This is a genomic window from Halorubrum aquaticum (assembly GCF_900113615.1).
GTDB classification, from domain to species: domain Archaea; phylum Halobacteriota; class Halobacteria; order Halobacteriales; family Haloferacaceae; genus Halorubrum; species Halorubrum aquaticum.
The window spans coordinates 49,112-76,098 of the sequence record NZ_FOPZ01000005.1; the positions used below are offsets into that span (position 1 = coordinate 49,112).

Below are 26,987 nucleotides of genomic sequence, written 5' to 3' on the forward strand. Positions count from 1 at the left end.
CCTACCCGTCGACCCGCTCGGCGAAGCCGAATCGGGGTTTGACGTCCTCGACGACGACTTCGACGGTCTCGCCGGGCTCGGCTCCGGGGACGAACAGCGTGTAGCCGTCGACGTACGCGATGCCGTCGCCCTCGTCGCCGCGCTCCTCGACGGTCACCTCCAGCCGGTCGCCGACCGCGACCGTGGCGGTCATCCGGCCCTTTCCGACCAGATACACCTCCGAGGAGGCGTCCCGTGAGGCCGGCGGCGAGGTCGTCTTCACGTACTCGAACGCCTCGTCGACCTCCTCGCGGAAGCCGTCGAGGTCATCGCCCTGGAACACCTTCACGACGAAGTCGCCGCCGGGCGCGAGCAACTCCTCGGCCACGTCGAACGCCTGCCGGGCGAGGTGGACCGACCGGGCGTGGTCCAGCGAGTACTCGCCGGTCATGTTCGGGGCCATGTCGCTCACGACGACGTCGGCTCCCGCCTCGCCCACGGCCTCCCGGAGGTAGTGGCGGGTGCGCTCCTCGGTCATGTCGCCGCGGATCGTCTCGACGTCGTGGTCCTCCAACTCGTCGATCCGCTGGAGGTCGACGCCGACGACGGTACCCTCCTCGCCGACCGCCTCGGCGGCCACTTGGAGCCAACCGCCGGGCGCGGCCCCGAGGTCGACGACGGTGTCGCCCCGCGAGAGGAGGTCCGCGTCCTCGTCGAGCTGTTTCAGCTTGTAGGAGGCGCGGCTCCGGTACCCCTGCTGTTTCGACCGGTTGTAGTAGTCGTCCTTTCCGCTCATTTGGTCCCCGTAGGCCCGCGGACGGTTTATCGGCGTCGTTCGGGAGTCCTCGGCGGGATCCGGCGAACCGGCCTGGTTCACGGACGCGGCCGACCCCGGACGGCCGTTAGAGTCAAACGGTCACGCGTGTCAGGTTCGGGCATGAGCGCCGAAGGGAGAGAGCGGACCGTGCGGTGTCTGGTCGCGAAGGTCGGGCTCGACGGCCACGACCGGGGCGCACACGTGATCGCGCGGGCGTTTCGCGACGCCGGCTTCGAGGTGGTCTACTCCGGACTCCACCGCGCGCCGGAGGAGATCGTCCAGGCCGCGGTCCAGGAGGACGTCGACGTGCTCGGCATCTCGATCCTCTCGGGGGCGCACAACACCCTCGTCCCCAAGGTGATCGAGGGGCTCAAGGAGTACGACGCGTTCGAGGACACCCTGATCCTCGTCGGCGGGATAATCCCCGAGGACGACGTGGCGGAGCTGAAGGAGCTCGGCGTCGCGGAGGTGTTCGGCCCGGGGACGCCGATGGCGGAGACGATCGAGTTCGTCCGGAACAACGTCCCGGAGCGGGAATAGATGGAGGGGCCCGACGCGAACGAGGAAGCGGGATCGACTCGGGCGGGAGCCGACGCTTCCGATCGGACCGTCGAGCTCCGCGACGGCGACGCCGAACTCCTCGAGGACCTCCTCTCGGGGGACCACCGCGCGCTCGCCCGCGTCATCACCCGGATCGAGGAGCGGGAGCCGGGGTACCGCGGGCTCGTCTCGGCGCTGTACGACCACACCGGCGACGCGGACGTGATCGGCGTGACCGGCGCGCCCGGCGCGGGCAAGTCCACGCTCGTCGACAAGCTGGCGGCGGCCTACCGCGACCGCGGCGACACCGTCGGCGTCGTCGCCGTCGACCCCTCCTCGCCGTACACCGGCGGCGCGGTGCTCGGCGACCGGATCCGGATGGCCTCGAACGTCGGCGACATGGACGTGTTCTTCCGGTCGATGAGCGCGCGCGGCCAGCTCGGCGGGCTCTCGATGGCGACCGCGGACGCGGTGAAGGCGCTCGACGCCTTCGGGAAGGACGTGGTCCTGATAGAGACGGTGGGAGCCGGACAGAGCGAGGTGGACGTGGTCCGCACCGCGGACACCGTCGCGGTGCTGGTCCAGCCCGGCTCCGGCGACGACGTCCAGACGCTGAAGGCGGGGATCCTGGAGATCGGCGACGTCTTCGTCGTCAACAAGGCCGACATGGACGGCGCCGAACGCGCCCTCGCCGAGTTGGAGGAGATGGTCCACAGACGCGAGGGATCGGACGCCGGGGGCGGCGGCCACCACGGAGCGGGCCATCACGGGGCGGCCGCCCTGGACGCGCCCGGGGCGGCCCACGTCCCGGAGCCGAGTGACGGCGTCGACGGGACCGACACGGCCGACGATACCGGGCAGAGCGAGTGGACGCCCGAGGTGTTGGGGACCGTCGCGAAGACGGGTCAGGGCGTCGACGAGCTGATCGCCGCGTTCGACGCGCACGCGACTCACCTGCGTGAGTCCGGCGAACTGACCCGGACCCGGCGGCGACGGTACGCCGAGGAGATCCGGACGCTGGTTCGCGCGGACGTCGGCGCGCTCGCGAGCGAGGCGATCGAGCGCCGCGGCGGGATCGACGCGCTCGCGGACCGCGTCAGTAGGAGGGAGGCGAACCCGTACGGCCTCGCGGCGGAGTTGGTCGACCCGATCGCGACGTGTCTCGAGGACCTCGACGGTCGGGACGACGGGTAGGCGAGGGCCACGCGTTCACGGGCGGCGACTCCACGTGATATAAGTCGCCAGCGAACCAACGAGATCCCATGAGACTCAGGAACCTCGCCGGGACGGCCCTCCTCGGCGTCGGCGCGATGGCGGCGGCGAACGTCGGGCTCCGCTACGAGGGCGACCTCGAATCGCCGCTGGTCGGCGACGACGGGACCTTCCGCTGGCGCGGGATGGACGTCGCCTACACCGAGGGCGGCGATCCGGAGGACCCCGACCTCGTGCTCCTCCACGGGATCAACGCCGCCGGCTCTTCCGGCGAGTGGCGCGAGACCTTCGGCGACCTCACCGCCGACTACCACGTCGTCGCGCCCGACCTCCCGGGATACGGCCGGTCCGACCGCCCGCCGCTGCGGTACTCCGCGGCGCTGTACGAAGACTTCGTCGGCGACTTCCTGGCCGAGTTCGACGAGCCCGCGGTGGTGGCCTCGTCGCTGTCGGCGGCGTACGCCGCCGGGGCGATCGCGGGAGACTCGGCGGCGAGGGACCTCGAGATCAGCGGGTTCGTCGGCGTCTGCCCCACGACCGTCGCCGGACCGAGTCCGCCGAAGTCCTGGCTCCGGGAGCTGTTGCGGTCGCCGCTCGTCGGCTCGGCGCTCTTCAACCTGATCGCCTCGAAGCCCTCGATCCGATACTTCAACGCCGACCACGGCTACTACGACCCCGAGAACGCCACCGAGGAGTGGATCGACTACGAGTGGCGGACCAGCCACGTCGAGAACGCGCGTTTCGCCCCGGCGTCGTTCGTCTCCGGGTACCTCAACAGCGACCTCGATCTGGCGGCCGCCCTCGCCGATCTCGAGGTTCCCCCCACGATCGTGTGGGGACGCGAGGCGGACGTGAGCCCGCTCTCGGACGGGCGCGAGCTCGCGGACGAGTCGGGAGCCCGGCTCGTCGTCTTCGATCGGGCCGCCCTGTTGCCGCACGTCGAGCATCCGAACCGCTTCCTCGAGACCGTTCGCGAGAGCCTCGTCGCGGGCGCGACGGCCTGACGGGTCAGCGTCACGTTTCCCGTCCGCGGCCGCAGTCACCCCCGATATCAGAACTGAATAGCGGGAGGCAAACGATTTAGGTCGTCTCGGCGGAGCGGACGCATGACCGACGACCCGCTACGCGTGCTCTGTGTCGACGACGAACCCGGGCTCGCGGACCTCGTCGCGACGTACCTCGAGCGCGACGACGGGTTCGACTGCGAGACGACCGTCGAGACCGACCCGAACGCGGCGCTCGACCGGATCCGTTCCGGGTCGTTCGACTGCGTGGTCACCGACTACGACATGCCCGCTCGAACCGGCGTCGAACTCCTCTCGTCGGCGCGCGAGACGCATCCGGAGCTTCCGTTCCTGCTGTTCTCGGCGACCGAGCCCGACGAGATCGCCGCCGAGATGGTCCGCGTCGGCGTCACCGATTACGTGGGAAAAGACGGCGGGATCGAGGCGTACACGACGCTCGTCCGCCGAGTCGAGCACGCGGTCGATCCGGAGCCGAGCGCGGACGGAAAGACCGGCTTCGACGGGGAGGTCGATCTCCTCGACGAGGACGTCGACCTCGATCGGGAGGCGGTCTCGCTCGACGGCGTCTGTACGGTCGGGCCGGACGGCACCTTCGAGTACGTCTGTGAGGAGTACGGCGAGCTGTACGGCTACGACCCGGACGACCTGGTCGGCGAGCGCTGGCAGCGGCTCCACCCCGACGAGGAGGTCGAACACATCCGGACCGACGTCCTCCCGGTCGTCATGGAGGGCGACCGATGGACCGGGCGGAGCACCGGTCTCCGCGCCGACGGGAGCACGTTCCCGGAGTCGAAGATGGTGAGCACGACGAGCGACGGTCGCCTCCTGATCTCGGTGTCGGAGTACGGCGGATCGGGCGCCCGCGCCGACGACTGATCCGGACCGTCTTTCGCGACCGCTCCACTCCGTTTTGCTTCGTTCCACTCCGCTCCGTTCCGTTCCGTTTCGACTCACCCGTCGCGCCGCACGTACAGCGTCTTCCGACAGGTCGCGTGGACGGTGCCTGCCTCGTCGACGAGCGAGACGTCGTACTCGCGGTCGGTCGACTCCCCGGGCGCGAGTGACTCCCGGATCGCCTCGGTCTCCGCGGCGGCGAGTTCGAACTCCGCGTACAGCGTCCCGCGGCCGGGCTCGATGAACTCGATCGCGGCCGACTTGTCCCAGACCGTGAAGCCGTCGCCGAGGACCCGCCGGAGCATCGTCATGTACACCGGGTCGAGCGCGCCGTAGAGGCTCCCGCCGAAGGTCACGCCGAGTCCGTTCCGCGTCCGCCAGTTGAACGGGACCCGCACGCGGACGTACCGCCACTCCGCGCCGATGTGGTCGACCCGCCCGCCCGTCCCGCGGTAGGCGGGAAGCAGGTTGAACGCGTGTCGCCACACCCACGTTCGGCGGCTCTCGGCCGGCGGGTCGGGATCGATCGGCCGCGGGTCCGGGTCGCGGTCGATCCCGGTCGAGGAGTCGGTCACGTCCCCTCGAGTCGCCTCCGCGGGCAAACCGGTATCGGAACGCGAGACAACGCACGCCGGGTTGCCGGCCACCCGTCGGGTCTCGCCCCGTCCGGCGGATCGACCCGTCGGACCCCGAAACCCGTATCCCCGCGCGACCGCAACCGGACACCGATGGAGTGTGACAAGTGCGGGGCCGACGCGATCCACCACGCCGCCTACTCGGGAGCCCACCTCTGTGGCGAGCACCTCTGTCGCTCGGTCGAGAAGCGCGTGAAACGCCGGGTACGGGAGGACGGGCTGCTCGACCCCGACGCGACTCCCGACGAGCCGGACCGCTGGGTGATCGGGCTCTCGGGTGGGAAGGACAGCGTGGTCCTCACGCACGTCCTCGACGACGTCTTCGGAAAGGACCCGCGCGTCGAGATGCTCGCGCTCACGATCCACGAGGGGATCGAGGAATACCGCGACGAGAGCCTCGACGCCTGCGTCGAGTTGGCCGAGAACCGCTCGATCCGCCACGAGGTCGTCTCCTACGACGACGAGTTCGGCGTCCGCATGGACGACGTGGTCGAGACGGACCCGGAGGACATGGCCCCGTGTGCCTACTGCGGGGTGTTCCGCCGGGACGTTCTCGAACGATACGCCGCGGAGTTCGACGCCGACAAGCTGCTCACCGGACACAACCTCGACGACGAGGCCCAGACCGCCTTGATGAACTTCCTCGAGGGCGACGTCAAACAGGTCGCGAAACACTTCGACGCCTCGCTCGGCCCCTTCGACGAGCGCGGCGAGACCGACGAGTTCGTCCCCCGCGCCAAGCCGCTTCGGGACGTGCCCGAAAAGGAGATCGCCCTCTACTGTCACGTCCGCGACCTGCCGGTCCACATGGCCGAGTGCCCCCACGCCGCCGAGGCGTACCGCGGCGAGATCCAGTCGCTGATCCACGACCTCGAGGAGAACCACCCCGGCACGCGCCACTCGATCATGGCCGGCTACGAGGAGCTGTCGGCGCTCACCGCCGATCGCTATCGGGACGGGAACGGGGACGGCGGCGGCGACGGGGACGGCGGCGGCGACGGGGCCGACGGAAACGAGGGGGCCGAACTCAACGAAACCGACCGCGACGGAGACTCCCGCTCGCTTCGCGAGTGTTCACGCTGCGGCTCGAAGACCAGTCGCGAGGTCTGTCGGAAGTGCCGGCTGCTCGACGCGATCGAGGCGGCGTCGTAGCTCCGAGTCCGGCCGACGGACGCAAAAAACGCGGTGGTAGAGAGCGGTTCCGGGACGTCTCGCTTCAGCGGATGACGTCGAGCCCGTTGTTCTTCTCGACGGGCTCGGTGCCGCCGTCGGACTCCCAGGCGGCGCGCTCGGAGCCGCCGGATCCCTGAACGCCGTTCGTCGCCTCGGTCGCCCGCGAACGGGAGTCGCCGAGGTCGTCGGCGTCGACCGCGGCGCGGGACTTGTCCGCCTGCTTCTGGGTGGACGGGCCGAGCACCTGCGCGCTCTGGACGCCCGTCATGATCGCCATGACGCGGACCTTCCCCTTGTATTCGTCCTGGATGCGCGCGCCCCAGATCACGTTGGCGCTCGCCTCCAGCCGCTCGGTGATGTTGTTCGCGATGCCCTCGGCCTCCTTCAGCGTGAGGTCCGGGCCGCCCGTGATGTGGACGAGCCCGCCGGAGGCACCGCGGTAGTCGACGTCCAGAAGCGGGTGGTTCATCGCGTCGTTGACAACCTCCTGCGTCTTGTTCTTGTCCTGGGTCTCGCCGACGAGCATGACGGCCACGCCGCCCTGGTTCATGATGGTGGACATGTCGGCGTAGTCCAGGTTGATCAGGCTCGGCTGGGTGATCGTCTCGGAGATCCCCTTGACCGTCTCCGCGATGATCTGGTCCATCACGGAGAACGCCTTCCCGATCGGCAGGTTCGGGACGTAATCGAGCAGGCGGTTGTTGTCGAGGACGATGATCGAGTCCGCCTCGTTGCGGAGCGACTCGAGGCCCTCCTCGGCTTTCACCGTGCGGGCACGCTCGACGTTGAACGGGGTCGAGACCATCCCGACGACGATGGCACCCTGCTCTTTGGCGATCTTCGAGACCACCGGGGCCGCGCCGGTGCCGGTGCCGCCGCCCATCCCCGCGGTGACGAAGACGAGGTCCGCGTCGCCGAGCACCTCCTTTATGGTCCCCTGGGCCATCTCGGTCGCTCGCTCGCCCATCTTGGGGTCGCCGCCGGCACCGAGCCCCTGCGTGAGCGACTTGCCCACGAGGATCTTGGTGTCGGCTTCGATCATCTTGAGGTGCTGTTTGTCCGTGTTGATCGCGACGGTGTCGGCGCCGTCGACGCCGATGTTGTACAGGCGGTTGACGGTGTTGTTGCCGGCACCGCCGGCACCGACGATGACGATACGGGGGTCCCCGAACTCGTCGTCGTCCATGCTGGCGTCCATCTCACGCTTCTCCGCTTCCGCGTTGTCGAGGGCGTCCTGAACGAGATCCTGCATCGATCTACACCTTGGCCCAGCTGCGGTTGCGGCCGCGCTCCTCGCGCTCGCCGTCCTGTTCGCTCAACATGTCTCGGACGGCCGACCGGATCGCCTCGCTCCGGTTCGGGAACTCACCCGTCTCGACCATCTGTTCGACCTCGTCTATCTGCTGTTTCGGGATCCGTAGTGTCACACGCTCCATTTGTTGTATTCCCCCGGTAAGACGACGTCCACGACACACGCCGTGCGTCTTACGGCCTCGGATCGCCCGACTGCGGGGACGTCCCTTCGTCGGACGACGGCTGTAAGACGGTCGTCTTACGCGATTGTAGTCACCGAGCCTACCCTTATAAAATTAACGACGGTCGTAAGACATACTCGAGAAGCGACGTATACGGCGCCGGATCGCACGTTTTCGGCGTTTATCGGTCCTTCAACACGTCCGCAGCGGGGGTCCGCCGCCCGCAACCGGGGCAGAACGCCCAGTCCGTTCGGACCTCGTCGCCACACTCACAGAACGCGCGATGGGACTGTTTCTCACCACAGTTCGGGCAGTATACGTGGTCTTCCGGGACGTTTTCGCCACATCCGCCGCAGGCGTTTTCGCCCGTTTGCACCCCGCGATCGGGGCGTGTCTTACGCGTATCCGCCCCCGTCCCCGCTTCCGTCTCCCGTGTCACACGCACGTCGTCGTCCGCGGCCCCAGGGGCGTCGAGCGTGACGTTTACGTTGATCTCGCCCGGCGTAGACGGCGTATACGCGTCGTCGGGACGACGTCGACCCGCGCCTCCGAGGCGATCGTCCAACGCCGCGTCGAGCCGGTCGTCGATCAGGTCGTCGATCCGTTCCGAGAGGGCGGCGTCCACGCTCCCGTCCGAGCCAAGGGACTCGGTCGCCTCCGTGACCCCGTCGAGGTGTGCGCGGAGCGCCTCGCGCATCACCTCGCTTTTGGAGGCCTCACACGCTTCCAGCCGTTCGACGAGGTCGTCGTCGGCCCGGAACGTGATCTTGCTCATCGGCTACCGATTACGATGGCGGGTACAAGTATTTTCCTCCCCGTCCGACGGACGACGGACGTGCGTCGTCCCGCCGTCCTCCGTGGATCTCGTTCTCGCCTTCCCTCGAAGTTCGTCGGTCCCTCGGACGACCCGACGGCTCCAGCGTCCGACCGTACTTCGGTTCCCGTCGAGCCCCATGCGGTGTGGTCACACGTGTGTCTGACACAGGTTTATACGCCCCGCGCGGGCATACGTGAGTACATGAGCAACCGCGTCGAGGACCTCGAACGGCAGGTCGCGGAGCTGCAGGCGGCGGTCAACGGGCTCACCGAGGAGCTCGTGGAGATGAAAGAGCGCGTCCGACAGCTCGAGGACGCCCAGGAGGTGGCGGTCGACGCGGAGGCGGAGGCCGCCGCGGCCGCCTCCCCCGAGGAATCGACGTCCGACGCGTCGGACGCGTCCGACGCATCCACGCCGACCGGCGGCGAACGCCGGACGCACTCCGACGACCACGTCGAGGTCGTCGAGCGGACCGGCGGACCGTCGACCGAGGGAACGTCGGCCATCGACGAAACCGTCGACGCGAACGGCGACTCGCCCGACGACGAGGAACCCGCACCCGAGACGGCGACGTCCGACGCCGAGGCGACCGCGGCCGACGCGGACGGGGACGACGCCGAGGACGGGGAGTCCGACGACAGCGACATCATCGTCGCGTAAGCCGGCGTCCGTATCCCGCCATGCACATCACTGAAGTAGTCCTGGACGGTTTCAAGAGCTTCGGGCGGACCACGAGGATCCCCTTCTACGAGGACTTCACGGTCGTCACGGGGCCGAACGGCTCCGGGAAGTCGAACATCATCGACGGGGTCCTGTTCGCGCTCGGGCTCGCTCGTACCCGCGGGATCAGAGCCAAGAAGCTCACCGACCTCATCTACAACCCCGGCCACGACGACGGCGAGGCGAGCGGCGGTCCGAAGGAGGCGTCCGTCACGGTCGTGTTGTCCAACGAGGACGGGACGCTCGACCGTTCGCAGGTCGTCTCGGCGGCCGGCTCCGAGAACGTCGGCGACGTCTCGGAGATCACGATCAAGCGGCGGGTCAAGGAGACCGAGGACAACTACTACTCGTACTACTACCTCAACGGGCGGTCGGTGAACCTCTCCGACGTCCGCGATCTGCTCGCGGCCGCCGGCGTCACGCCCGAGGGCTACAACGTCGTCATGCAGGGCGACGTGACCGAGATCATCAACATGACCCCCTACCAGCGGCGGGGGATCGTCGACGAGATCGCGGGCGTCGCGGAGTTCGACGAGAAGAAGGAGGCCGCCTTCGAGGAGCTGGACACGGTGAAAGACCGGATCGGCGAGGCCGACCTCCGGATCGAGGAGAAGGAGGAGCGGCTCGATCAGCTCTCCGAGGAGCGCGAGACCGCGCTCGAGTACCAGTCGCTCCGCGAGGAGGTCGAGCAGTATCGAGGCTACCGGAAGGCCTCGGAACTGGAGGACAAACGCGACTCGTTCGCCGAGGTCGAACGCGAGATCGACGATGCCGAGGCGGAACTCGAGGAACTCCGCGTCGAACTCGACACCAGACAGGGGACGCTCACCCGCCTCGAGGAGGACTTAGCCGACCTCAATCACGAGATCGAGACCAAAGGCGAGGACGAACAGATCGCGATCCGCTCGGAGATCGAGGAGATCAAAGGCGAGATATCCCGGCTCGAGGGGAAGATCGAGGCGGCCGAGGAACGCGCCGCGGACGCCGAGACCGAACGACGGAACGCGTTCGTCCAGATCGACCGCAAACAGGAGACGATAGACGACCTCGAGTCGGAGATCCGCGAGACGAAAGTCGAGAAGGCGTCGCTCAAATCCGAGCTCGCGACGAAGCGCTCGGAACTGGCGGACGTGGAGGCCGAGATCGAGGGCGCCGACACGGAGTTCGACGAGCTGAAGGCCGAACTCGGCGAGAAGAAGGAACGGCTCGAGTCGCTCCGCGAGGAGAAACACCGAAACCAGCGCGAGAAGGACCGGCTGCTCGACGAGGCACGCCGGCGATCGAACGCGGTCGAGGAGGCCCGTGCGGACCTCGAGGCGGCCCGCGAGGAGGTCCCCGATCTGAACGCGCGGATCTCGGAGCTCCACAGCGAGCTCGACAAGGCCGAGCGGAACGAATCGAAGATCGAGGACGTCGTCGCCGACCTGTTCGCCGAGAAGGCGGAGCGGAAAGAGGAGTTGGAGGCGATCGAGGACGACCTCCGCGAGAAGCAGAACGAGTACGCGAAGCTGGAGGCGGCCGCGAGCGAGCGCGGCGACACCTCCTGGCCGCGGGCGGTCACCGAGGTGAAGAACGGCGGCATCGACGGCGTTCACGGCGCGGTCGGCGAGCTCGGCTCCGTCGAGGCCGAGTACGCCGAGGCGTGTGAGACGGCCGCCGGCGGACGTCTGGCGAACGTCGTCGTCGACGACGACGGCGTCGGATCGACGTGTATCGACTACCTCAAGCAGCGGAACGCGGGTCGGGCGACGTTCCTCCCGATCACGAAGATGGACGACCGGAGCCTCCCGCGGAAGCCCTCGCTTCCCGGCGTCGTCGACTTCGCGCGGAACCTCGTCGAGTACGACTCGCGATACGAGTCGATATTCTCGTACGTGCTCGGGTCGACGCTCGTCGTCGAGGACATGGCGACCGCCCGCGAGCTGATGGGCGACTACCGGATGGTCACCCTCGAGGGCGACCTCGTGGAGAAGTCCGGCGCGATGACCGGCGGCTCCGGCGGCGGCTCCCGGTACGCGTTCACGAAGTCCGGCGGCGGCAAGCTCGAGCGGCTCGCCGCGGAGATCGGCGATCTGGAGGACGACCGGCGGGAGCTCGAGTCCGAGATCGACGACCTCGACGGCGACATCGAGGACGCCCGCGAGCGGAAGGCGGACGCCGCCGACCGCGTCCGGTCGCTGGAGGGCGACATCGAGCGCGCCGAGGAGGAGTTGGCGGGAACCGAAGACCGGATCGAGGAGTTGGAGGGGAGACTCGAGGAGCTCCGTGCGGAGCGCGAGACGGTCGACGAGGAGATGAGCGGGATCGACGGGACGCTCGACGCGCTCGACTCGGACATTGACCGGATCGAGGCCGACGTCGAGGAGATCGAGACGGAGCTCGCCGACTCGCGGATCCCGGAGCTCTCGGAGAGGGCCGACGGGATCCGCGAGGAGATCGACGCGCTGGAGGGGAAGATGGACGACCTCGACGCCCGGAAAAACGAGCTGGAGCTCGAGAAGGAGTACGCCGAGGACGCGGTCGACGACCTCCACGACACCGTCGAGGAGGCACAGAACCGAAAGAGCGAGGCGGAGGAGGCGATCGCCGAACACGAGGAGGCCATCGACGGGAAGGAGGAGACGCTGGAGGCCAAACGCGAGTCGATCGCGGAGCTCGAAGCGGAGATCGCGGATCTGAAGGAGGACCGCGAGGCGCTTCGCGAGGAGATCCGGGAGGCGACCTGGAAACGCGACGAACAGCGCTCGCTCGTCGCCGACGCGGAGTCCGAGCTCTCGGACCTCACGGACCGCCGGGACCGCTTGGAGTGGGAGATCGACGAGCTGGAGTCGCAGGTCGGCGAGTACGACCCGGAGGAGGTCCCCGACATCGACGAGGTCGAGTCGCGGATCGAGGAGTTGGAGTCCGAGATGGAGGCGTTGGAGCCGGTCAACATGCTCGCGATCGACGAGTACGACGAGGTCGAGGCCGAACTCGAGACGCTCCAGGAGCGCCGGGACGTGCTCGCGGAGGAGCGCGACGCGATCACGGAGCGGATCGAGGGATACGAGGCCGAGAAGAAGGCGACGTTCATGGAGACGTTCGAGTCGATAAACGACCACTTCCGGGACATCTTCTCGCGGCTGTCGGCCGGCAGCGGCGAGCTCCTCCTGGAGAATCCCGAGGACCCCTTCGAGGAGGGGCTGACGATGAAGGCACAGCCGGCGGACAAGCCGGTCCAGCGGCTCGAGGCGATGAGCGGCGGCGAGAAGTCGCTGACCGCCCTCTCGTTCATCTTCGCGGTCCAGCGGCACAACCCCGCCCCGTTCTACGCGCTCGACGAGATCGACGCCTTCCTCGACGCGGTCAACGCCGAGCGGGTCGGCGAGATGATAGAGGAGTTGGCCGCGGAGGCGCAGTTCGTCGTGGTCGGCCACCGCTCGGCGCTTCTGGAGCGTTCGGACCGTGCCATCGGCGTCACGATGCAGGGCGACAACCTCTCGGCCGTGACCGGGATGCGGTTCGGCGACGACGACGGCGACGAGGAGCCGGAGGTGACCGCGGATGACTGACGACGGCTCGGCCGACGCCGGGGCGGGCGGCGGCGTGCCCGACCTGGACCTGACGAGCGAGCGCGACGGCGCGACCCCGGCGTTCGGAGGCGAGGACGGCGATGACGGCGATGACGACGCCGCCTCCGACGCCGCCGACTCCGCTTCCGCCTCCGCGGCCGCCGTCGACGCCGATCCCGCGTCCGACCCCGACGAGGACGAGGTCGAGCCGGTCGAGCTCCTCGTCCAGCTCGCCGAGGAGGGGGAGATCGAGCCGTGGGACATCGACATCGTCCGGGTGACCGACGCCTTCCTCGAGAAGCTCGACGAGACCGACCTCCGGACGACGGGGCGTGCGCTGTTCTACGCGAGCGTCCTGCTCCGGATGAAGAGCGACGGGATGTTGGACGACGACGACGAGGACGACGAGCCCGAGGCGGAGCCGTGGGAGCTGGCGATGGAGGGCGGCGCGGCCGACCCCGCCGACCCGGAGTTCGACCCGATCGAGAAGCTGGAGGCCGAGATGGACCGCCGGCTCGACCGCAAGAACACCCGGGGGTCACCGGAGACGCTGGACGAGCTGGTCCGCGAGCTACGCGAGGCCGAGCGCGACTCGTGGTGGAAGGACTCCCGCGAGTACGACACGAGCGAGTCGCCGACCGGCTACGGTCGGGGGACCCAGACGCTGGATTACCACGCCGGCGACGAGTTCCGCCGCGACGGCGAGCCGACCGCCGGGGAGGCGACCGACCGCACCCACGACGAGGACATCGAGGAGGTGATAACGGAGGTGGAAGCCGCCCTCCGCCCGCACTTCGAGGGTGGGCGCGCGGAGGTGCTGTTCGCCGAGGTGGAGTCGTCGGGCGGCCGCCCGTTCATGACGTTCCTCGCGCTGTTGTTCATGGCCCACCGCGGGAGCGTCAGGCTCCGACAGGACGACCTGTTCGGGGACCTGTGGATCCGGGACCCCGCGGCGGCGACGGGGGAGACCGAGGCGATCGCGGACTGAGTCGTCGAGGGGCGCGGTGTCGGGCGCGACGGACGCCCGCTCGCGTCGTTACAGGTACTCGCCGAGCAGCGGCTCGACGCGTTCTCTGGTCTCCTCGGGGATCGCCTCGGTCGGCGTGTTGACCGTTCCTTCGAGCGCGGTGTGCGCGTCGCAAGCGTGGTCCTCGGGGAGCGTCCGGACCGCCTCCTCGACGGCGGCCTTGATCGCTTCCTGATTCTTTTCGGCGTTCTCGAGGACCTCCTCGAGCGTCACCTCGCTGTCCGCCTTCCAGACGTCGTAGTCGGTGACGCCCGCGATCGTCGCGTAGGCGATCTCGGCCTCGCGTGCCAGTTTCGCCTCGGGGATCGCGGTCATGCCGACGACGTCCCACCCCTGCGACTTGTAGAACTCCGACTCCGCGCGCGTGGAGTACTGCGGCCCCTCGATACAGACGTAGGTGCCGCCCTTGACGACCTGCGTGTCGCCGTCGTCGTCCTCGCCGCCGTCGCCCTCGCTGCCGACCGCGGACTCCGCGGCCTCGGTCAGGTGATCGACGAGTTCCGGGCTGTACGGGTCCGCGAAGGGCTGGTGGACGACGACGCCGTCGCCGTAAAACGACAGGTCGCGATGTTTGGTCCGGTCGTAGATCTGGTCGGGGACGACGAGGGTTCCCGGCTCCAGATCCTCCTTGAGGCTCCCGACCGCGTTCGACGCGAAGACGTGGGTCACGCCCGCTCGCTTCAAGGCGTACATGTTCGCGCGGTACGGGAGGTCGGTTGGGGACGCGCCGTGGTTCGAGCCGTGTCGCGGGAGGAACGCGATCTCCCGGCCCGTGTCGGCGAACTCGCCGATCGTGACCGCGTCGCTGGGCTCGCCGTAGGGCGTGTCGAACTCGACCTCGCGCACGTCGTTCAGGGGGAGCGCCTCGTAGATCCCGCTGCCGCCGATGAAGCCGATGGTGCTCATACCCGAGGTCCGGCCGCTCGCTACTTATAGAACCTGAAGCGGTCCGACGCCGCGGTCCGTCGCCGGCGGGCCGTGACTCGGGATTGAGGCCCGGAACCCGCGATCACGACCGCTCAAAGCAGCGCCCGTACCGCCGCCAGCGTCAGCGCGCTCACGACGAGCAGGTGGATCAACACCACGCCGACCGGCGCGAGGCCGACCGCCCGCAGCTCGCGCACCCGGATCGACAGCCCGAGCCCGACGAACGCGACGAGAAACAGGCCGTCGGACACCGCGGTGACGGACTCGATCGCGGCGGGAGAGAGCACCCCAGCGTTGGCGATCGCGGCGACGAGCAGGAAGCCGAGCAGGAACTTCGGGAACTCCGCCCACAGCTCGCGGGCCTCCGGCTCCGTCGCCGAGCGCGCCGCGTACGCGACCGAGTAGGCGATCGCGACGCCGCCCAGAAGCGAGTTGCGCGCGAGCTTCGTGACGGTCGCCCACTGGCCCGCCTCGACGGAGTGGGCGAATCCCGCGGCCGCGACCGGTCCGGTCGAGAACATGCTCAGCCCCGCCCACACGCCGAACTGGCGGCCGGTGAGTCCGAGCCACTCGCCCGCGAGCGGGAACGCCACGAGCGTGACCGCGTCGAAGAGCAGGACCGTCGCGGCCGCGAACGTGAGCGCCGCCCCGCGCGCCTCCAGCACCCGGCCGACGGCGACGACGGCGGAGACGCCACAGACGCTCGCGCCCGCCGCCAGAAGCGACGGGGTCGTCCCCTCGATCCGAAAGAGCCCGCGCGCCACCGCCTCCGAGAGCAGGAGCCCGCCGGCGACGGCGACGACCACGAGTCCGAGGACCGTCGGACCGGCGGCCACCAGCTCCTCGAGGGCGATCGCCGCGCCGAGGAGGACGATCCCCGTCTCCAACGCGAGCTTGTGGAGGGACGCCCCCGGTTCGGCGACGGCCGGAACGCCGACGGTGTTCGCCACGGCGACGCCCACGGCGACCGCGACGACGAGCGGCTGGAGTCCCGGAACCGCCCCGCCGAGAAGCGTCGCGAACAGCGCGCCACCGCCGAGCAGGACCAGTCCGGGGACGTACGGCCGGAAGTCGTCGAGAAGCGTCATCAGACCGGATAGATCACGAGGTGGGCCGCGACGATCGCGAGTCCCAGACACAGCGCCTGCCAGCCGCGGTCGAGGGCCCGCCAGCGCCGGGAGAGACGCGTTTCGTCGCCGTCGGCCCCGGCAGCGACGTCGTCCGTGTCGTCGCCCGCGCCGCCCGCGATCGCGCCGTCGTCGTCCTCGTCGGTCATACGGAACCGGATCCGTGCGTGGGCGTCTTACGCGTGTCGCTCAGCGGGAGGATCTCCGGAACCCGTCCCCGACCCGTCGTCGAACGGGTCCGATCAGTCGTCCGCCTCGACGGCGGTCGAGGCGTCCTCGGAGGGGGCCGCGTCCTCGCCGTCACCGTCGACCTCGCCGTCGCCGATCTCGTCGCCATCAGCGTCGTCGCCGTCGCTCCCGTCCTCGACGTCATCGAGTCGCGGGAAGTTGTCGATCGTCTCCGCGCGGAACGCCTCCTCGTCGAAGGAGTACTCGGCATCGAGGAACTCGAGGACCGTTCGCGTGTCGACCATGGCGTTCTTCAGCGCGGTCGACGCGCCCGGCGAGGGAGTGATGTTGAAGAGGATGCCGTCGCCGTGGATCTTCGCTTCGCCCATGTCGAGCTCCTTCGAGTCGGTGTCGACGATCTGCGGTCGGACCCCGCCGTACCCCTTCGCGCGGTCGATGTCCTCGACGTCGACGCTCGGGACGACCTTCCGGACGTGCGGGAGGAACGTGCGCTTGCCCACGACCGGCAGGTCGTACACCAGGTTCCGGACCACGTACGGGAACAGGATCCTGTCGGCGAGGATGCTCGCGTAGCTCAGGAACGACGACGGCGTGAACCCGAACACGTCGGCGAAGTCGCCCACCGTCGAGAGCTCCCCGCGCTCGAGCGCGGGGACGAGCTTCGCGGTCGGGCCGAACCGGGTGACGCCGTCGTCGTGGACGTCGGCGTCGCCGTGGACCGCCGCGAAGGGCAGCTTCTTCATCTGGAGGGTGTACACCTTGCCGTTCAACAGGTCGTCGGCGAGGAAGAAGCTCCCCGCGACGGGCAGAAGCGACATGTCCTCGCCGTACCCCATCTCCTGGGCGAACTGGAGGCTGTGTGACCCGGCGGCGACGGCGACCGCGTCGGCCGCGAAGTCGCCGTCGTCGGTCTCGACGGTGAAGCCGTCGCGCCCCTCGTCGACGTTCGTCACCGTCGTTCCGAGGTGGACCGAGACGCCCTCCTCGCCGCGGGCGGCCTCGACGAACGACTCCGCGATCATGCCGTAATCGAGGACGTAGCCGTCCGGCGTCTGGAGCGCGAGCAGCTCGGTGTCGGGGTCGCGCCCCTCGACGACCTTCGGCTCGATCTCGGCGATCTCCTCGCGGCCGATGGGCTCGAGTTTGGGAAAGAGCTCGCCGAAGCCCTCGTCGTGGTAGCGCGCCTCCAGCTCCGCGACCTCCTCCTCGCCGACCGCGAGCACCATCTTGCTGCGCTTGCTGTGCATCTCGCGCTCGGGGTCGACGTTCTCGAGGTACCCCGCGAGCAGCTCCGCGCCCTCCTTGACCTCCTCGGCCTTCTCGAGCGTGTAGTTCGTCTCGATGTCGCCGAAGTGAAGCGTCTGGGAGTTGTTCGTGTGGTGGGAGTTCACCGCGGCGATCTCGGGCTCCTTCTCGATCAGCGTGACGTCCTCGACGTCGGTGAACTTCGAGACCGTGTACAGAAGCGATGCCCCGCTTATTCCCCCGCCGATGACGATGAGGTCGGTGTGGTCGGACATGCGTGAGGCTCCGTCTCAGGGAGTGTACCGTCTTGGGAGTTAATTGACTTCCTATTCCGCGCCGTCGGGGTCGACCTCCCCGGAATCGACTCGCTCGGGATCGACCCGCTCCGAGTCGGTCGCCTCCGGCGCGGGCTGGTCGGTCCTGACCTCCCGATACCGCTCCCGGAGTCGGTCGAAGAGCGCGCGTCCGGCGTCGGTGCGGAGCCGCGGTTCCGTCGTCGCGAAGAACTCCTCGAGCCCGTCGTACTCCGTGAAGGTCTCCGGCGTTCCGTCCGCGGGATCGTAGCGTTCCTCCCGCTCGTAGACGACCGCCTGGAGGCAGGTGTCGAGGAGGTCACACTCCTTCACGAGGACCGCCTCCGGCGTCTCGCGCGCCTCGTACTCCTCCCAGGCGTCCCGGACGCGGTCGGGAAGCGGACCGGCGAGCCCCGCCATGGCCGCGCGTTCGGTCGCCTCCTTCTCGCCGCGGTCGACCGGGTTCGCCGTCGAGTCCGCTCGAGTCGGCACGTCCCCCGTCTCCGCCTCGGCGACGTCGTGGACGACGGCGAGCCGGAGCGCGCGGTCGAGGTCGACGCCGGGCAGGTCCTCGCGAAACCGGTCGCCGAGCGCCAGCACGAGGTACGCGACCCCCCACGCGTGGGCCGCGACCGACTCCGGGTCGTCGACGCCGCGGAGCTGCCAGCCGGTCCGTCCCTCGTCCTTGAGCGCGTACGCCTCCAGAACGGCGTCGACCGCGGCGTCAGGGTCCTCCGCGTCCTCCGGGTTCCCCGCGGCCATCGCTCACTCCGCGAGCGCCCAGGTCCCCTCGCCGACCGCCTCGACCACGCCGCGGCGCTCCATCTCCGCGAGCACCTCGTCGAGCCGGCCCGGCTGGGCGACCTCCATCTCGATGCGGCCGACCCCGTGGTCGGCCTCGAGGTGGTGACGGACCGCCTCCCGGTCGAACGTCGTCGGGTCCGCGCGCTCCATCGCGCCCTCGATGATGTCGATCATGTCCTCGATGAAGTTCCACGGGTAGACGACCCAGGTCCACGTCTCGAGGCGCTCGCCGACGAAGTCGGGCTCGAACTCGGAGGTCTCGAGCAGCTGGAGCGTCGCGGTGCGGACCGTGGCGGCGTCGCGCTCCTCGACGTACTCCTCGGCGCGGCGGATCGACCCCCCGGTGTCGGCGATGTCGTCGATGATCAACACGTCCTTGCCCTCGACGCTGCCCTCCGGCATCGGGTAGCGGATCTGTGGCTCGTCGTTCTTGTCGGCCGCGCCGACGTAGTGTTCCATCTTGAGGCTCGTGAGGTCGTCGAGCCCGAGGAAGTCGCAGGTGCAGCGCCCGGCGAACCAGCCCCCTCGGGCGAGCGCGACGACGACGTCCGGCTCGAAGTCGGCGCGTTTCACCGCGTTCGAGACGTTCCGACAGAGCCCGTAGATGTACTCCCAGTTGGTCACGGTGCAGTCGAAGTCGTCCGGGAGCTCGCTCATACGTCGGGAGTCGCCCGCGCGAGCATAAGGGTTTGTGGAACCGCGGCCGCCCGCGGCCACCGACCACACGCGTCGTCCCGTCGCAGCCGATCCGTTCCGCCACCGCCGATCCGTTCCGTCGCCGCGGATCCGTCCCGTCGCCGCGGATCCGTCCCGTCGCCGCCGATCCCTCGCGTCCGCCCGTGCCGACACGATTTAGGTGGCCCGCCCGCAACGACCCGCTAATGAGCACACGGACCGCGAGCGAGGAACGGGCGGTCGTGATCGGGCTGGAGGTCCACGTCCAGCTCGAGACCGACACCAAGGTCTTCTGTGGCTGTTCGACGGAGCCGGCCGACGACGAGGAGCCGAACACGCGCACCTGCCCGACCTGTCTCGGGCTGCCGGGCGCGCTGCCGGTCCTCAACGAGGCCGCCGTCGAGGCCGCGGTGAAGATCGGGAAGGCGCTCGACGCCGACATCCCCGAGACGACGACGTTCCACCGGAAGAACTACTACTACCCCGACCTGCCGAAGAACTTCCAGCTCACCCAGTACGACGCGCCGATCTGTGCGGACGGCGAACTCGAGGTGTCCGTCGACGGCGAGCGACGCACCATCGGGATCACCCGCGCGCACCTGGAGGAGGACCCCGGGAGCATCCAGCACGCGGGCGGCTCCATCGAGTCGGCGACGCACACGCTCGTGAACTACAACCGCGCGGGGACCCCGCTGATGGAGGTCGTCACCGAGCCCGACTTCCGGTCGCCCGCCGAGACGCGCGCGTTCCTCGCGAAGCTCGAGGAGGTCCTGGAGTACCTCGGCGTCTTCGACGCGACGCGGGACGGCAGCCTGCGGGTCGACGCCAACGTCTCGCTCGTCGACGCCGACGAGGTGACCGAGGACGGGTCGGTCCCCGAGGCGGTGCTGGCCGACGCCAACCGCGCCGAGGTGAAGAACATCTCGAGTCACAAGGGCGCGGAGAAGGCGCTCGCCTACGAGATCACCCGCCAGCGCAACGTGCTCCGTCGCGGCCGCGAGATCGAACAGGAGACCCGTCACTGGGACGAGGGCCGCGGCGTCACCGTCTCGATGCGCTCGAAGGAGGCCGAGAAGGACTACCGCTACTTCCGGGAGGCCGACCTGCCCGCCCTGGAGGTGTCCGACTGGAAGGACCGGATCCCGATCCCCGAACTGCCCGACGCCCGTCGAGAGCGGTTCCGTACGGAGTACGGCCTCGACGACGAGGCGGCCTCGAAGTTGACCTCGACGAAGGAGGTCGCGGACTTCTTCGAGGATGTCGCCGGCGAGTACGACCCGGAACTGGCGGCGACGTGGGTCGCCGACAACCTACTCGGCGAGCTCAACTACCGCGAGATGGAGATCACCGACGTGACCGACCGGCTCGACGAGTTCACACGCCTGGTCGAACTCGTCGACGCCGGGGAGTTGACCGTGAAGAACGCCGAGGAGGTGGTCCTCCGCGAGATGCTCGACGAGGGCGAGGACCCCGAGAGCGTCATCGAGCGCGAGGGGCTCGGGAAGGCCGAAAGCGACGAGGTCGAGACCGCGGTCGAGGCCGCCATCGAAGAGAACCCCGACGCCGTGGCCGACTACCATGACGGCGACGAGGGCGCGATCAACTTCCTCGTCGGCCAGGTGATGCAGGCGACCGGCGGGAGCGCCGACCCCGGACAGGTGAACGGGCTCCTCCGCGAGCGGCTGGACGGGTAGTCGATGGAGTCGCTCGACACACCGAACGCATGGACGTGACCGTCGACGTCGTCGGCGGCGGGGAACGCGAGTGCGTCCTCGAGGACGGCGCGACCTACGCCGACCTGATCCGCGCCGCGGGCTTTCACCCGCAGGAGGCGTCCGTCCTCGTCGACGGCTCGCCCGTTCCCGGCGACCGTCCCGTCGACGCCGACCGCGTTCGGCTGCTCCGGCTGATCCAGGGCGGATCGAACGACCACCTCGAAGCCGAGGGGTGACGCCGTGGCGGACCCCGCCGACCGCGACGCTCCCGACCGCAACTCCGCCGACCACGCATCGGTCCCGGAGCGGATCGCGATCGAGCGGGCGACGGCCGGCGACCGGCTCGACGTCCTCCGCGTGCTCGACGCGGCGATGTTGGAGACCGACGCCGACGACCTCGCCGCCCGGATCGACGACGGGGACGCCCTCGTCGCCCGCTTCGAGCGGACCGGATCCGTGGTCGGGGCGCTGGTCGTGACCCGGCCGGAGCCGGGACGACGCCACGTCGACGCGGTCGCGGTCCGCCGCGCGCGGCGCGGTCGGGGGATCGGGTCCGCGCTCGTCGCTCGTGCGGTGCGGGACGCGCGAGCGGACCCCGACGCCGATGCGGTCACCGCGACCTTCGACGCGGATCTGAGGGGGTTCTACGCGGAACTCGGGTTCGCGGTCGAGCCGGTCGAGGGAGGTCGGCTCCGCGGCCGGCGGGCGGTTGGCGGTTCCGACTCGAACGGCGGGTGACGGTTCGGTCGCACCGTTTCGCCTCGTACCCTTCCACGTCGTCCCGTAGCGATCCGTTTCGACTCCTCTCGTCCCACCTCGCCCCGTAGCGATCCGTTTCGCCCCGTACCGATCCGTTTTATCTCAAGCCGAGGGACCGATCGCCATGGAACGCCCCCGATTCGGAACGGACACGAACGCAGGACTGCTCCTCCGGCGCGGGGGTGCGCTGGTCGTCGACGCGCTGCTCGTCGCGACGCTGCTCGGGCTCGCCGCAGTCGCGTTCTCCCTCCTGATCGGGACCTCCCTCCTCGCGGGACGCTTCGTCCTCCCGGTCGCGTACCTCGGCTACTACGTCGCCTTCGAGGGAACGTTCGGACGAACGCCCGGGAAGGCGCTCCTCGGGCTCGTCGTCCTCGAACGCGACGGGTCGTCGTGTGGCATCCGGGCGGCGTTCATCCGGAACCTGCTCCGCGTCGTCGACGGCGCGGTCTTCTACCTCGTCGGGGCCGTCGTCGTCCTCCTCACGGACGGCGACCGACGCGTCGGCGACCACCTCGCGGGGACGCGGGTCGTACGGTCCGGGGAGTAGCCGATCGGTCTCGGTCGCGAGAAAGGGAACCTCGGCCGCGACCGCCTACCGCTTCCCGAACCGCTCGTCGAAGAGGGCGACCACCCGCCGCTCGATCTCGTCGCGGATCGGTCGAACCTCCTCGATCGGGCGCTCGCCGGGGTCATCGAGGTCCCAGTCGTCCGTGTCGACGCCCGGTAGCTCCAGGGTCGAACACCCCATCGTCGCGACGAAGTCGGACTCCGCGAGCGTCGCCTCCGAGACGTGCTGCGGGGTACGCCCGTTCACGTCGAGGCCGACCTCGGCGAGCGCCTCGACGACCACGTCGTGGACCGCGTCCGCGGGGGCGGTCCCGCCCGTGACGATCTCGACCCGACCCTCGAGTCCGCGCTCGCTCCGTTCGCGTTCGGCGAACGCGGTCGCCATTTGGCTGCGGCCGGCGTTCCGGACGCACATGAACGTGAGCGTCGTCGGTTCGGCTCCGTCGCCGTTCGATTCCGGGCCGTCGTCCGCGGTGTCGGTGGACGTCATGGTGGATCGGAGTCGCCTCCCGGCGACTCGGTGGGCTTTCAGTAGATCAGCTCGTCGTCGTTCTCGATCATGTACAGCGCGCGGGCCGCGATGTTGACCGCGTGGTCGCCCACGCGCTCGAGGTCGCGGACCGCCAGCAGCGCGCGGGAGACCTCGTCGAGTGCGCCGGCCAGCTCCTCGGAGTCCGGGTCCGACTCGCCGCTCCGGTTCGCCTCGACGCGTGCGCGGTCGGCCTCGAGCAGGTCGCGGACGACCGCCTCGCTGGCCTGTCGGCACCGCTCGTCGAGGTCGTCGTCCCGGGCGGCGACCGCCCGGCAGGCGTCGGGATCGCCCGCCTCGTAGGCGGCCACCGCGTCGGCGACCATCTCGCCCGCCTCGTCGCCGATCTCGCGGAAGTCGACCGCGGGGTGGAGCCCGCCCTCGTCGCCGCCGTACCCCGCGAGGTTGGTCGCGAGGTCGGCGACGCGCTCGAGGTCGGTGATGACCTTGAAGGAGGCCGTCACCAGCCGGAGGTCGCTCGCGACGGGCTGTTGGAGCGCGAGCAGCTCCGTACACTCCTCCTCGAGTTCGAGGTAGCGGTCGTTGACCTCGTAGTCGCCCTCGATGACCTCCCGAGCGAGGTCGTCGTCGCCGGTCTCGGCGGCCTCGACCGCGGCGTCGTACCGCTCCAACACGAGATCGCCCATCGAGACGACCTCCGCGCGGAGGTCCTCGAGCCGCTGTTGGTAGTTCTCTCGGGGCATCTATCCGAACTTCCCCGTGATGTAGTCCTCGACGCGCTGTTCTTCGGGGTCCTCGAAGATCTTCGCCGTGTCGTCGTACTCGACGAGCCGCCCGCCGGTGAGGAACACCGCGGTCCGGTCGGAGATGCGAGCGGCCTGTTGCATGTTGTGCGTGACGATGATGACGGTGTACTCCTCGGCGAGGTCGTCGATCAGGTCCTCGATCTTCGAGGCTGCGACGGGGTCGAGCGCCGAGGTCGGCTCGTCCATCAGGATCACTTCGGGGTCGGGCGCGATCGCCCGCGCGATACAGAGCCGCTGTTGTTGGCCGCCCGAGAGGTCGAGTCCCGACGAGTCCAGTTGGTCCTTCACCTCGTCCCACAGCGCGGCTCCCTTCAGCGACTCCTCGACGCGCTCGTCGACGTCGCCGTCGAATCCCTGGATCTTCAGGCCGTACGCGACGTTGTCGCGGATCGACTTCGGGAAGGGGTTCGGCTTCTGGAACACCATCCCGATCTTCCGGCGGAGCGCGACCGGGTCCACGTCGGGGTCGTAGACGTTCTTGCCGCCGAACTCCACGTCGCCCTCGACCCGACAGACCTCGATCATGTCGTTCATCCGGTTGATACACCGGAGGAACGTCGACTTGCCACAGCCGGAGGGACCGATGAGCGCGGTCACCCGCTTCTCGGGTATCTCGATCGAAACGTCGTCTATCGCCTGCTCGTCGCCGTAGAAGACGTTCAGGTCGCGCGCGGCGACCGCCGTCCGCTCGGACGACGCGGTTCGTCCGTTCGATCCGGTCTCTACGTCCGTCGTGATGAGCGATTCGTCGCCCGTCGTGTTGGATGATGTGTTACTCATGTTAGTTCCCCCGCTCCGCGCGGTTCCGAAGCAGTATCGCCGTTCCGTTCATGCCGACGAGGATGATCAGGAGCGTGATCACGCCGGCCGCGACGACGCCGTACCGGAAGTCCGCCTGCGGGAAGCCGGCCCACGCGTAGATCTGCATCGGCATGGCGCTGAATCGGCTGAAGAGGCTGGTCGGCGCGCTGAACACCGTCGTCGCCGCGCCGATCATGATGAGCGGCGCGGTCTCGCCTATCGCCCGCCCGAGCGCGAGGATCGTCCCCGTCAGGATGCCGGGGAACGCCTCGGGGAGGACGACGTTCTTCGTCGTCTGCCACCGCGTCGCGCCCATCGCGTCCGACCCACGCCGGAGGTCGTCCGGCACCGACCGGATCGCCTCCTGTGCGGAGATGATCGTGATCGGGAGGATGAGAAGCGACAGCGTCAACGACGCGGTCACCGCCGTGCCGTATCCGAACCCGAGCAGGTTCGCGAACAGGCCCAATCCGAGCAGCCCGTAGACGACCGACGGGATGGCGGCCAGGTTCGCGATGTTGATCTGGAGCAGCCGCGTCAGCGACCCGACGACGCCGCTCCCGGCGGTGTACTCCTCGAGGAAGACGGAGGTGCCGACGCCGAGCACGAACGACAGCACCGCCACGAGCGCGATGATGATCACCGAGCCGACGATCGCCGGATACAGCCCCGCTTCGGCGGCGGTCCGTGACGGCGCCTCGGTGACGTAGCCCGGGTCGAGCCACGGGTCCGGAGCGGGAACGCCCCACGCCTCGACGACGAGCGCGCCGACGAGGACGCCCCCGCCGATCAGGAGCGGGAGTCCGAGGCCGACCACCCCGTCCCCGCCGTCGATCACTCGGTGGACGTAGACCGCCGTCGGCACGCCCGTCAACGCGATCACGATCAGCGTGGTCGGACCGGGGAGCCCGACGCTCCCGGCGAGGAACCCGCCGGCGGTCGCGAGCGCGAGCGGAACGCCGCCGACCACGGCCGCCCCGACCCGGCTCCCGCGGGCGTCGACGAGGAACGCGCCGACGGCCGCGATCGGGACCGCGAGCGTCCAGAGGTAGATGATGAGATCCGACGGGTACGTCCCGACGACGCCACGGAGGAACACCGCGGCGACGAGCCCGACGAGCCCGACCGGGATCGCGGCCGTCACCGCCCGGTTGGCGGCGCGCCGACTGCCGTACGCGTACAGGGCCGCGGCCGGAAGGACGCCGAGCGTGTACGCGAGGAACCACACCAGTTCGTCGAACACCAGGAACAGGGTCCCGACGGCGAGCCCGATCGCGACCCCGCCGACGAGCCGACCGAGCAGGCCGAAGCCGACCGCCCCGACGCGACCCCGACTGCCGACGTACGCGAGGTACGCCGTGGTGGGCGCGACGACGACGAAGAGGTACGCGAGCTGCCAACTGAGTCGCGGGATCGTCACGACGAACGCCTCGATGGCGGCGAAGGCCGCGGCGACGACGACGAGGCCGCCGCCGAGCACGCCGGCGACCCGCCGGGTCACGGCCGGGTCGCCGGCGCTGTACAGACAGAAGAGGAGGAACGGAACGACGAGGGTCAGGAAGTACGTCAACAGCCACTCGGGACTCGCGTTCGCCAGGTCGAAGGCGTCGATCGCGACGTACACCAAGAGGACGCCGAGCGCGACGAGTCCCGCCACGCTCGCGCCGAGCGAGAGGTATTCGAAGGCGATCCCCCGTACTCGGCTGACTTCACCGAATCCGGCCGCGTTCGAGTCGTCGGTCGCCATCAGTACTCCTCCCGGTAGCGTTCCGCGATGATGTCACTGAGTACGTTCATTACGAGCGTCACCACGAACAGCGCGAGTCCGAGCGCGAACATCGAGTCGTACGGTATCGTCCCGCCGGTGAGGTCGCCGCCCGCGATCTGTACCATCGCGACGGTGATCGTCATCCCGGAGTCCAAGAGCACGTCCGCCGGGTTGAAATACGGGATCCCGAAGAGCGTCTCGCCGACCGCCGGCATCCGCGCCTGTGCGCCCATCGCGACGACGACGATCATCGTCTCGCCGATGGCGCGCGAGACGGCGAGGATGTACGAGGAGGCGATCCCCGAGATCGACGCGGGGACGACGATCCCGGTCGAGACCTCGAACTTCGTCGCGCCGAGGCCGTAGCCGGCCTGCCGCAGGTCGTCGGGGACTGCGCTCATCGCGTCCTCGGAGATGGACGACACCATCGGGATCGTCATGATCCCGACCATGATCGACGCCGACAACGCGTTGAAGGTGCTTATCTCCGGAAACAGGGTCGCCTTCAGCGCCGGCGTGACGTACACCAGCGCGAAGTAGCCGTACACGACCGTCGGGATGCCGGCGAGGATCTCCAAAAGCGGCTTGAGGATCGAGCGCGCGTTCGGGGTCGCGTACTCGCTGAGGTAGATCGCGGTCAACGTCCCGGTCGGCAGCGCGATGAACGCCGCCGTGACCGTAACCACGATCGTCCCGATCAGGAGGGGGACGATGCCGAACGACTGCCCGCCGCCCGCCGGATTCGGGCTCCAGTTGGTGCTGGTCAGGAACTCGGCGATCGGTACCTCCGAGAAGAACACCACCGCGTCCGACAGGAGGGTCACGAAGATCGCGACCGTCGTGAGCAGGGTGACCGCCGCGCACGCGGCGAAGAAGCCGCCGTAGGTTCCTTCCTTCAGCCGTCTGAGCCCGCTCCGACGCTGGAGATCGGGGCTTTCGGTACTATCTGTCAC

At 69.3% G+C, this 26,987-nt stretch carries 28 protein-coding genes; 12 read left to right on the plus strand and 16 right to left on the minus strand.

What is annotated here, in order from left to right; all coding sequences use genetic code 11:
- Nucleotide 1: 1 nt before the first annotated feature.
- A complete protein-coding gene (locus F3H10_RS06055; RefSeq protein WP_149783906.1) occupies nt 2-775 on the minus strand; it encodes an SAM-dependent methyltransferase in 774 nt (257 codons plus the stop codon).
- 141 nt (nt 776-916) lie between these two features.
- Here F3H10_RS06055 and F3H10_RS06060 point away from each other — a divergent pair, with 141 nt between their 5' ends.
- From F3H10_RS06060 to F3H10_RS06075, 4 genes are all read left to right on the plus strand, one after another.
- Nucleotides 917-1,336, plus strand: coding sequence for a cobalamin B12-binding domain-containing protein (locus F3H10_RS06060; protein ID WP_149783907.1), 420 nt, complete (start codon nt 917-919; stop codon nt 1,334-1,336).
- Nucleotides 1,337-2,530 carry a methylmalonyl Co-A mutase-associated GTPase MeaB gene (gene meaB / locus F3H10_RS06065; RefSeq protein ID WP_149783908.1) on the plus strand — a complete coding sequence of 398 codons (1,194 nt, stop codon included), beginning with the start codon at nt 1,337-1,339 and terminating at the stop codon, nt 2,528-2,530.
- Nucleotides 2,531-2,598: 68 nt separating this feature from the next.
- Nucleotides 2,599-3,552, plus strand: a complete 954-nt coding sequence (locus F3H10_RS06070) for an alpha/beta fold hydrolase (RefSeq protein ID WP_149783909.1) — start codon at nt 2,599-2,601, stop codon at nt 3,550-3,552.
- A gap of 102 nt (nt 3,553-3,654) precedes the next feature.
- On the plus strand, nt 3,655-4,449 hold the full coding sequence (locus F3H10_RS06075; RefSeq protein ID WP_149783910.1) for a response regulator: 795 nt from the start codon (nt 3,655-3,657) through the stop codon (nt 4,447-4,449).
- A gap of 74 nt (nt 4,450-4,523) precedes the next feature.
- Here the strand turns inward: F3H10_RS06075 and F3H10_RS06080 are convergent, their stop codons facing one another.
- Nucleotides 4,524-5,042, minus strand: a complete 519-nt coding sequence (locus F3H10_RS06080) for a DUF4442 domain-containing protein (protein WP_149783911.1) — start codon at nt 5,040-5,042, stop codon at nt 4,524-4,526.
- 153 nt (nt 5,043-5,195) lie between these two features.
- On the opposite strand from F3H10_RS06080, the gene ncsA reads away from it, so the two are divergent.
- Nucleotides 5,196-6,254, plus strand: a complete 1,059-nt coding sequence (gene ncsA, locus F3H10_RS06085; protein ID WP_149783912.1) for a tRNA 2-thiolation protein NcsA — start codon at nt 5,196-5,198, stop codon at nt 6,252-6,254.
- Nucleotides 6,255-6,318: 64 nt separating this feature from the next.
- On the opposite strand, the gene ftsZ is transcribed toward ncsA, so the two are convergent.
- The 3 genes from ftsZ to F3H10_RS06100 all read right to left on the minus strand — a co-directional run bounded on the left by ftsZ (nt 6,319) and on the right by F3H10_RS06100 (nt 8,525).
- Nucleotides 6,319-7,527 carry a cell division protein FtsZ gene (gene ftsZ, locus F3H10_RS06090; protein WP_149783913.1) on the minus strand — a complete coding sequence of 403 codons (1,209 nt, stop codon included), beginning with the start codon at nt 7,525-7,527 and terminating at the stop codon, nt 6,319-6,321.
- Between the two features lie 4 nt (nt 7,528-7,531).
- Nucleotides 7,532-7,711 (minus strand): ribbon-helix-helix domain-containing protein, encoded by a 180-nt coding sequence (locus F3H10_RS06095; protein WP_066411425.1) that lies wholly within the window; start codon nt 7,709-7,711, stop codon nt 7,532-7,534.
- Nucleotides 7,712-7,931: 220 nt separating this feature from the next.
- Complete coding sequence (locus F3H10_RS06100) at nt 7,932-8,525, minus strand: double zinc ribbon domain-containing protein (protein ID WP_149783914.1); 594 nt, start codon at nt 8,523-8,525, stop codon at nt 7,932-7,934.
- A gap of 243 nt (nt 8,526-8,768) precedes the next feature.
- On the opposite strand from F3H10_RS06100, the gene F3H10_RS06105 reads away from it, so the two are divergent.
- From F3H10_RS06105 to F3H10_RS06115, 3 genes are read left to right on the plus strand one after another with little or no spacing between them, the layout of a single operon-like run.
- Nucleotides 8,769-9,227, plus strand: coding sequence for a DUF7518 family protein (locus F3H10_RS06105; protein WP_149783915.1), 459 nt, complete (start codon nt 8,769-8,771; stop codon nt 9,225-9,227).
- A gap of 20 nt (nt 9,228-9,247) precedes the next feature.
- The gene (gene smc, locus F3H10_RS06110) at nt 9,248-12,838 is read left to right on the plus strand and encodes a chromosome segregation protein SMC (protein WP_149783916.1); all 3,591 of its coding nucleotides are present in this window, start codon (nt 9,248-9,250) and stop codon (nt 12,836-12,838) included.
- Nucleotides 12,831-13,826, plus strand: a complete 996-nt coding sequence (locus F3H10_RS06115; RefSeq protein ID WP_149783917.1) for a segregation and condensation protein A — start codon at nt 12,831-12,833, stop codon at nt 13,824-13,826. The genes smc and F3H10_RS06115 overlap by 8 nt, the downstream gene beginning before the upstream one ends.
- A 48-nt stretch (nt 13,827-13,874) precedes the next feature.
- On the opposite strand, the gene mtnP is transcribed toward F3H10_RS06115, so the two are convergent.
- The 6 genes from mtnP to F3H10_RS06145 all read right to left on the minus strand — a co-directional run bounded on the left by mtnP (nt 13,875) and on the right by F3H10_RS06145 (nt 19,107).
- Nucleotides 13,875-14,771 carry an S-methyl-5'-thioadenosine phosphorylase gene (gene mtnP / locus F3H10_RS06120; protein WP_149783918.1) on the minus strand — a complete coding sequence of 299 codons (897 nt, stop codon included), beginning with the start codon at nt 14,769-14,771 and terminating at the stop codon, nt 13,875-13,877.
- Between the two features lie 113 nt (nt 14,772-14,884).
- The gene (locus F3H10_RS06125) at nt 14,885-15,880 is read right to left on the minus strand and encodes a YeiH family protein (RefSeq protein WP_149783919.1); all 996 of its coding nucleotides are present in this window, start codon (nt 15,878-15,880) and stop codon (nt 14,885-14,887) included.
- Nucleotides 15,880-16,068: a hypothetical protein gene (locus F3H10_RS06130; RefSeq protein WP_149783920.1), complete on the minus strand. Its 189-nt coding sequence runs from the start codon at nt 16,066-16,068 to the stop codon at nt 15,880-15,882. The genes F3H10_RS06125 and F3H10_RS06130 overlap by 1 nt, the downstream gene beginning before the upstream one ends.
- A 93-nt stretch (nt 16,069-16,161) precedes the next feature.
- Complete coding sequence (locus F3H10_RS06135; RefSeq protein WP_149783921.1) at nt 16,162-17,628, minus strand: FAD-dependent oxidoreductase; 1,467 nt, start codon at nt 17,626-17,628, stop codon at nt 16,162-16,164.
- 51 nt (nt 17,629-17,679) lie between these two features.
- A complete protein-coding gene (locus F3H10_RS06140) occupies nt 17,680-18,408 on the minus strand; it encodes an HD domain-containing protein (RefSeq protein ID WP_149783922.1) in 729 nt (242 codons plus the stop codon).
- Nucleotides 18,409-18,411: 3 nt separating this feature from the next.
- Nucleotides 18,412-19,107: a phosphoribosyltransferase gene (locus F3H10_RS06145; RefSeq protein ID WP_149783923.1), complete on the minus strand. Its 696-nt coding sequence runs from the start codon at nt 19,105-19,107 to the stop codon at nt 18,412-18,414.
- Nucleotides 19,108-19,331: 224 nt separating this feature from the next.
- Between F3H10_RS06145 and gatB the strand changes: the two genes are divergently transcribed.
- The 4 genes from gatB to F3H10_RS06165 all read left to right on the plus strand — a co-directional run bounded on the left by gatB (nt 19,332) and on the right by F3H10_RS06165 (nt 22,149).
- Nucleotides 19,332-20,819 (plus strand): Asp-tRNA(Asn)/Glu-tRNA(Gln) amidotransferase subunit GatB, encoded by a 1,488-nt coding sequence (gene gatB / locus F3H10_RS06150; RefSeq protein ID WP_149783924.1) that lies wholly within the window; start codon nt 19,332-19,334, stop codon nt 20,817-20,819.
- A gap of 29 nt (nt 20,820-20,848) precedes the next feature.
- Nucleotides 20,849-21,076: a ubiquitin-like small modifier protein SAMP2 gene (samp2, locus tag F3H10_RS06155; protein WP_149783925.1), complete on the plus strand. Its 228-nt coding sequence runs from the start codon at nt 20,849-20,851 to the stop codon at nt 21,074-21,076.
- A gap of 4 nt (nt 21,077-21,080) precedes the next feature.
- Nucleotides 21,081-21,578: a GNAT family N-acetyltransferase gene (locus F3H10_RS06160; RefSeq protein WP_223174227.1), complete on the plus strand. Its 498-nt coding sequence runs from the start codon at nt 21,081-21,083 to the stop codon at nt 21,576-21,578.
- A gap of 145 nt (nt 21,579-21,723) precedes the next feature.
- Entirely contained in the window at nt 21,724-22,149 is a 426-nt protein-coding gene (locus F3H10_RS06165) for an RDD family protein (protein WP_149783926.1), read from the plus strand.
- A 45-nt stretch (nt 22,150-22,194) separates the two neighbouring features.
- Here F3H10_RS06165 and F3H10_RS06170 read toward each other — a convergent pair whose 3' ends face one another.
- The 5 genes from F3H10_RS06170 to pstC are packed head-to-tail and all read right to left on the minus strand — an operon-like array spanning nt 22,195 to nt 26,987.
- On the minus strand, nt 22,195-22,659 hold the full coding sequence (locus tag F3H10_RS06170; protein ID WP_188127881.1) for an arsenate-mycothiol transferase ArsC: 465 nt from the start codon (nt 22,657-22,659) through the stop codon (nt 22,195-22,197).
- Between the two features lie 38 nt (nt 22,660-22,697).
- Complete coding sequence (phoU, locus tag F3H10_RS06175; protein ID WP_149783927.1) at nt 22,698-23,402, minus strand: phosphate signaling complex protein PhoU; 705 nt, start codon at nt 23,400-23,402, stop codon at nt 22,698-22,700.
- Nucleotides 23,403-24,245: a phosphate ABC transporter ATP-binding protein PstB gene (gene pstB / locus F3H10_RS06180; RefSeq protein ID WP_149783928.1), complete on the minus strand. Its 843-nt coding sequence runs from the start codon at nt 24,243-24,245 to the stop codon at nt 23,403-23,405. It lies immediately after the preceding gene.
- Nucleotide 24,246: 1 nt separating this feature from the next.
- Complete coding sequence (pstA, locus tag F3H10_RS06185; RefSeq protein WP_149783929.1) at nt 24,247-26,013, minus strand: phosphate ABC transporter permease PstA; 1,767 nt, start codon at nt 26,011-26,013, stop codon at nt 24,247-24,249.
- A complete protein-coding gene (gene pstC / locus F3H10_RS06190) occupies nt 26,013-26,987 on the minus strand; it encodes a phosphate ABC transporter permease subunit PstC (protein WP_149783930.1) in 975 nt (324 codons plus the stop codon). Before pstC ends, pstA begins: the two co-directional genes overlap by 1 nt.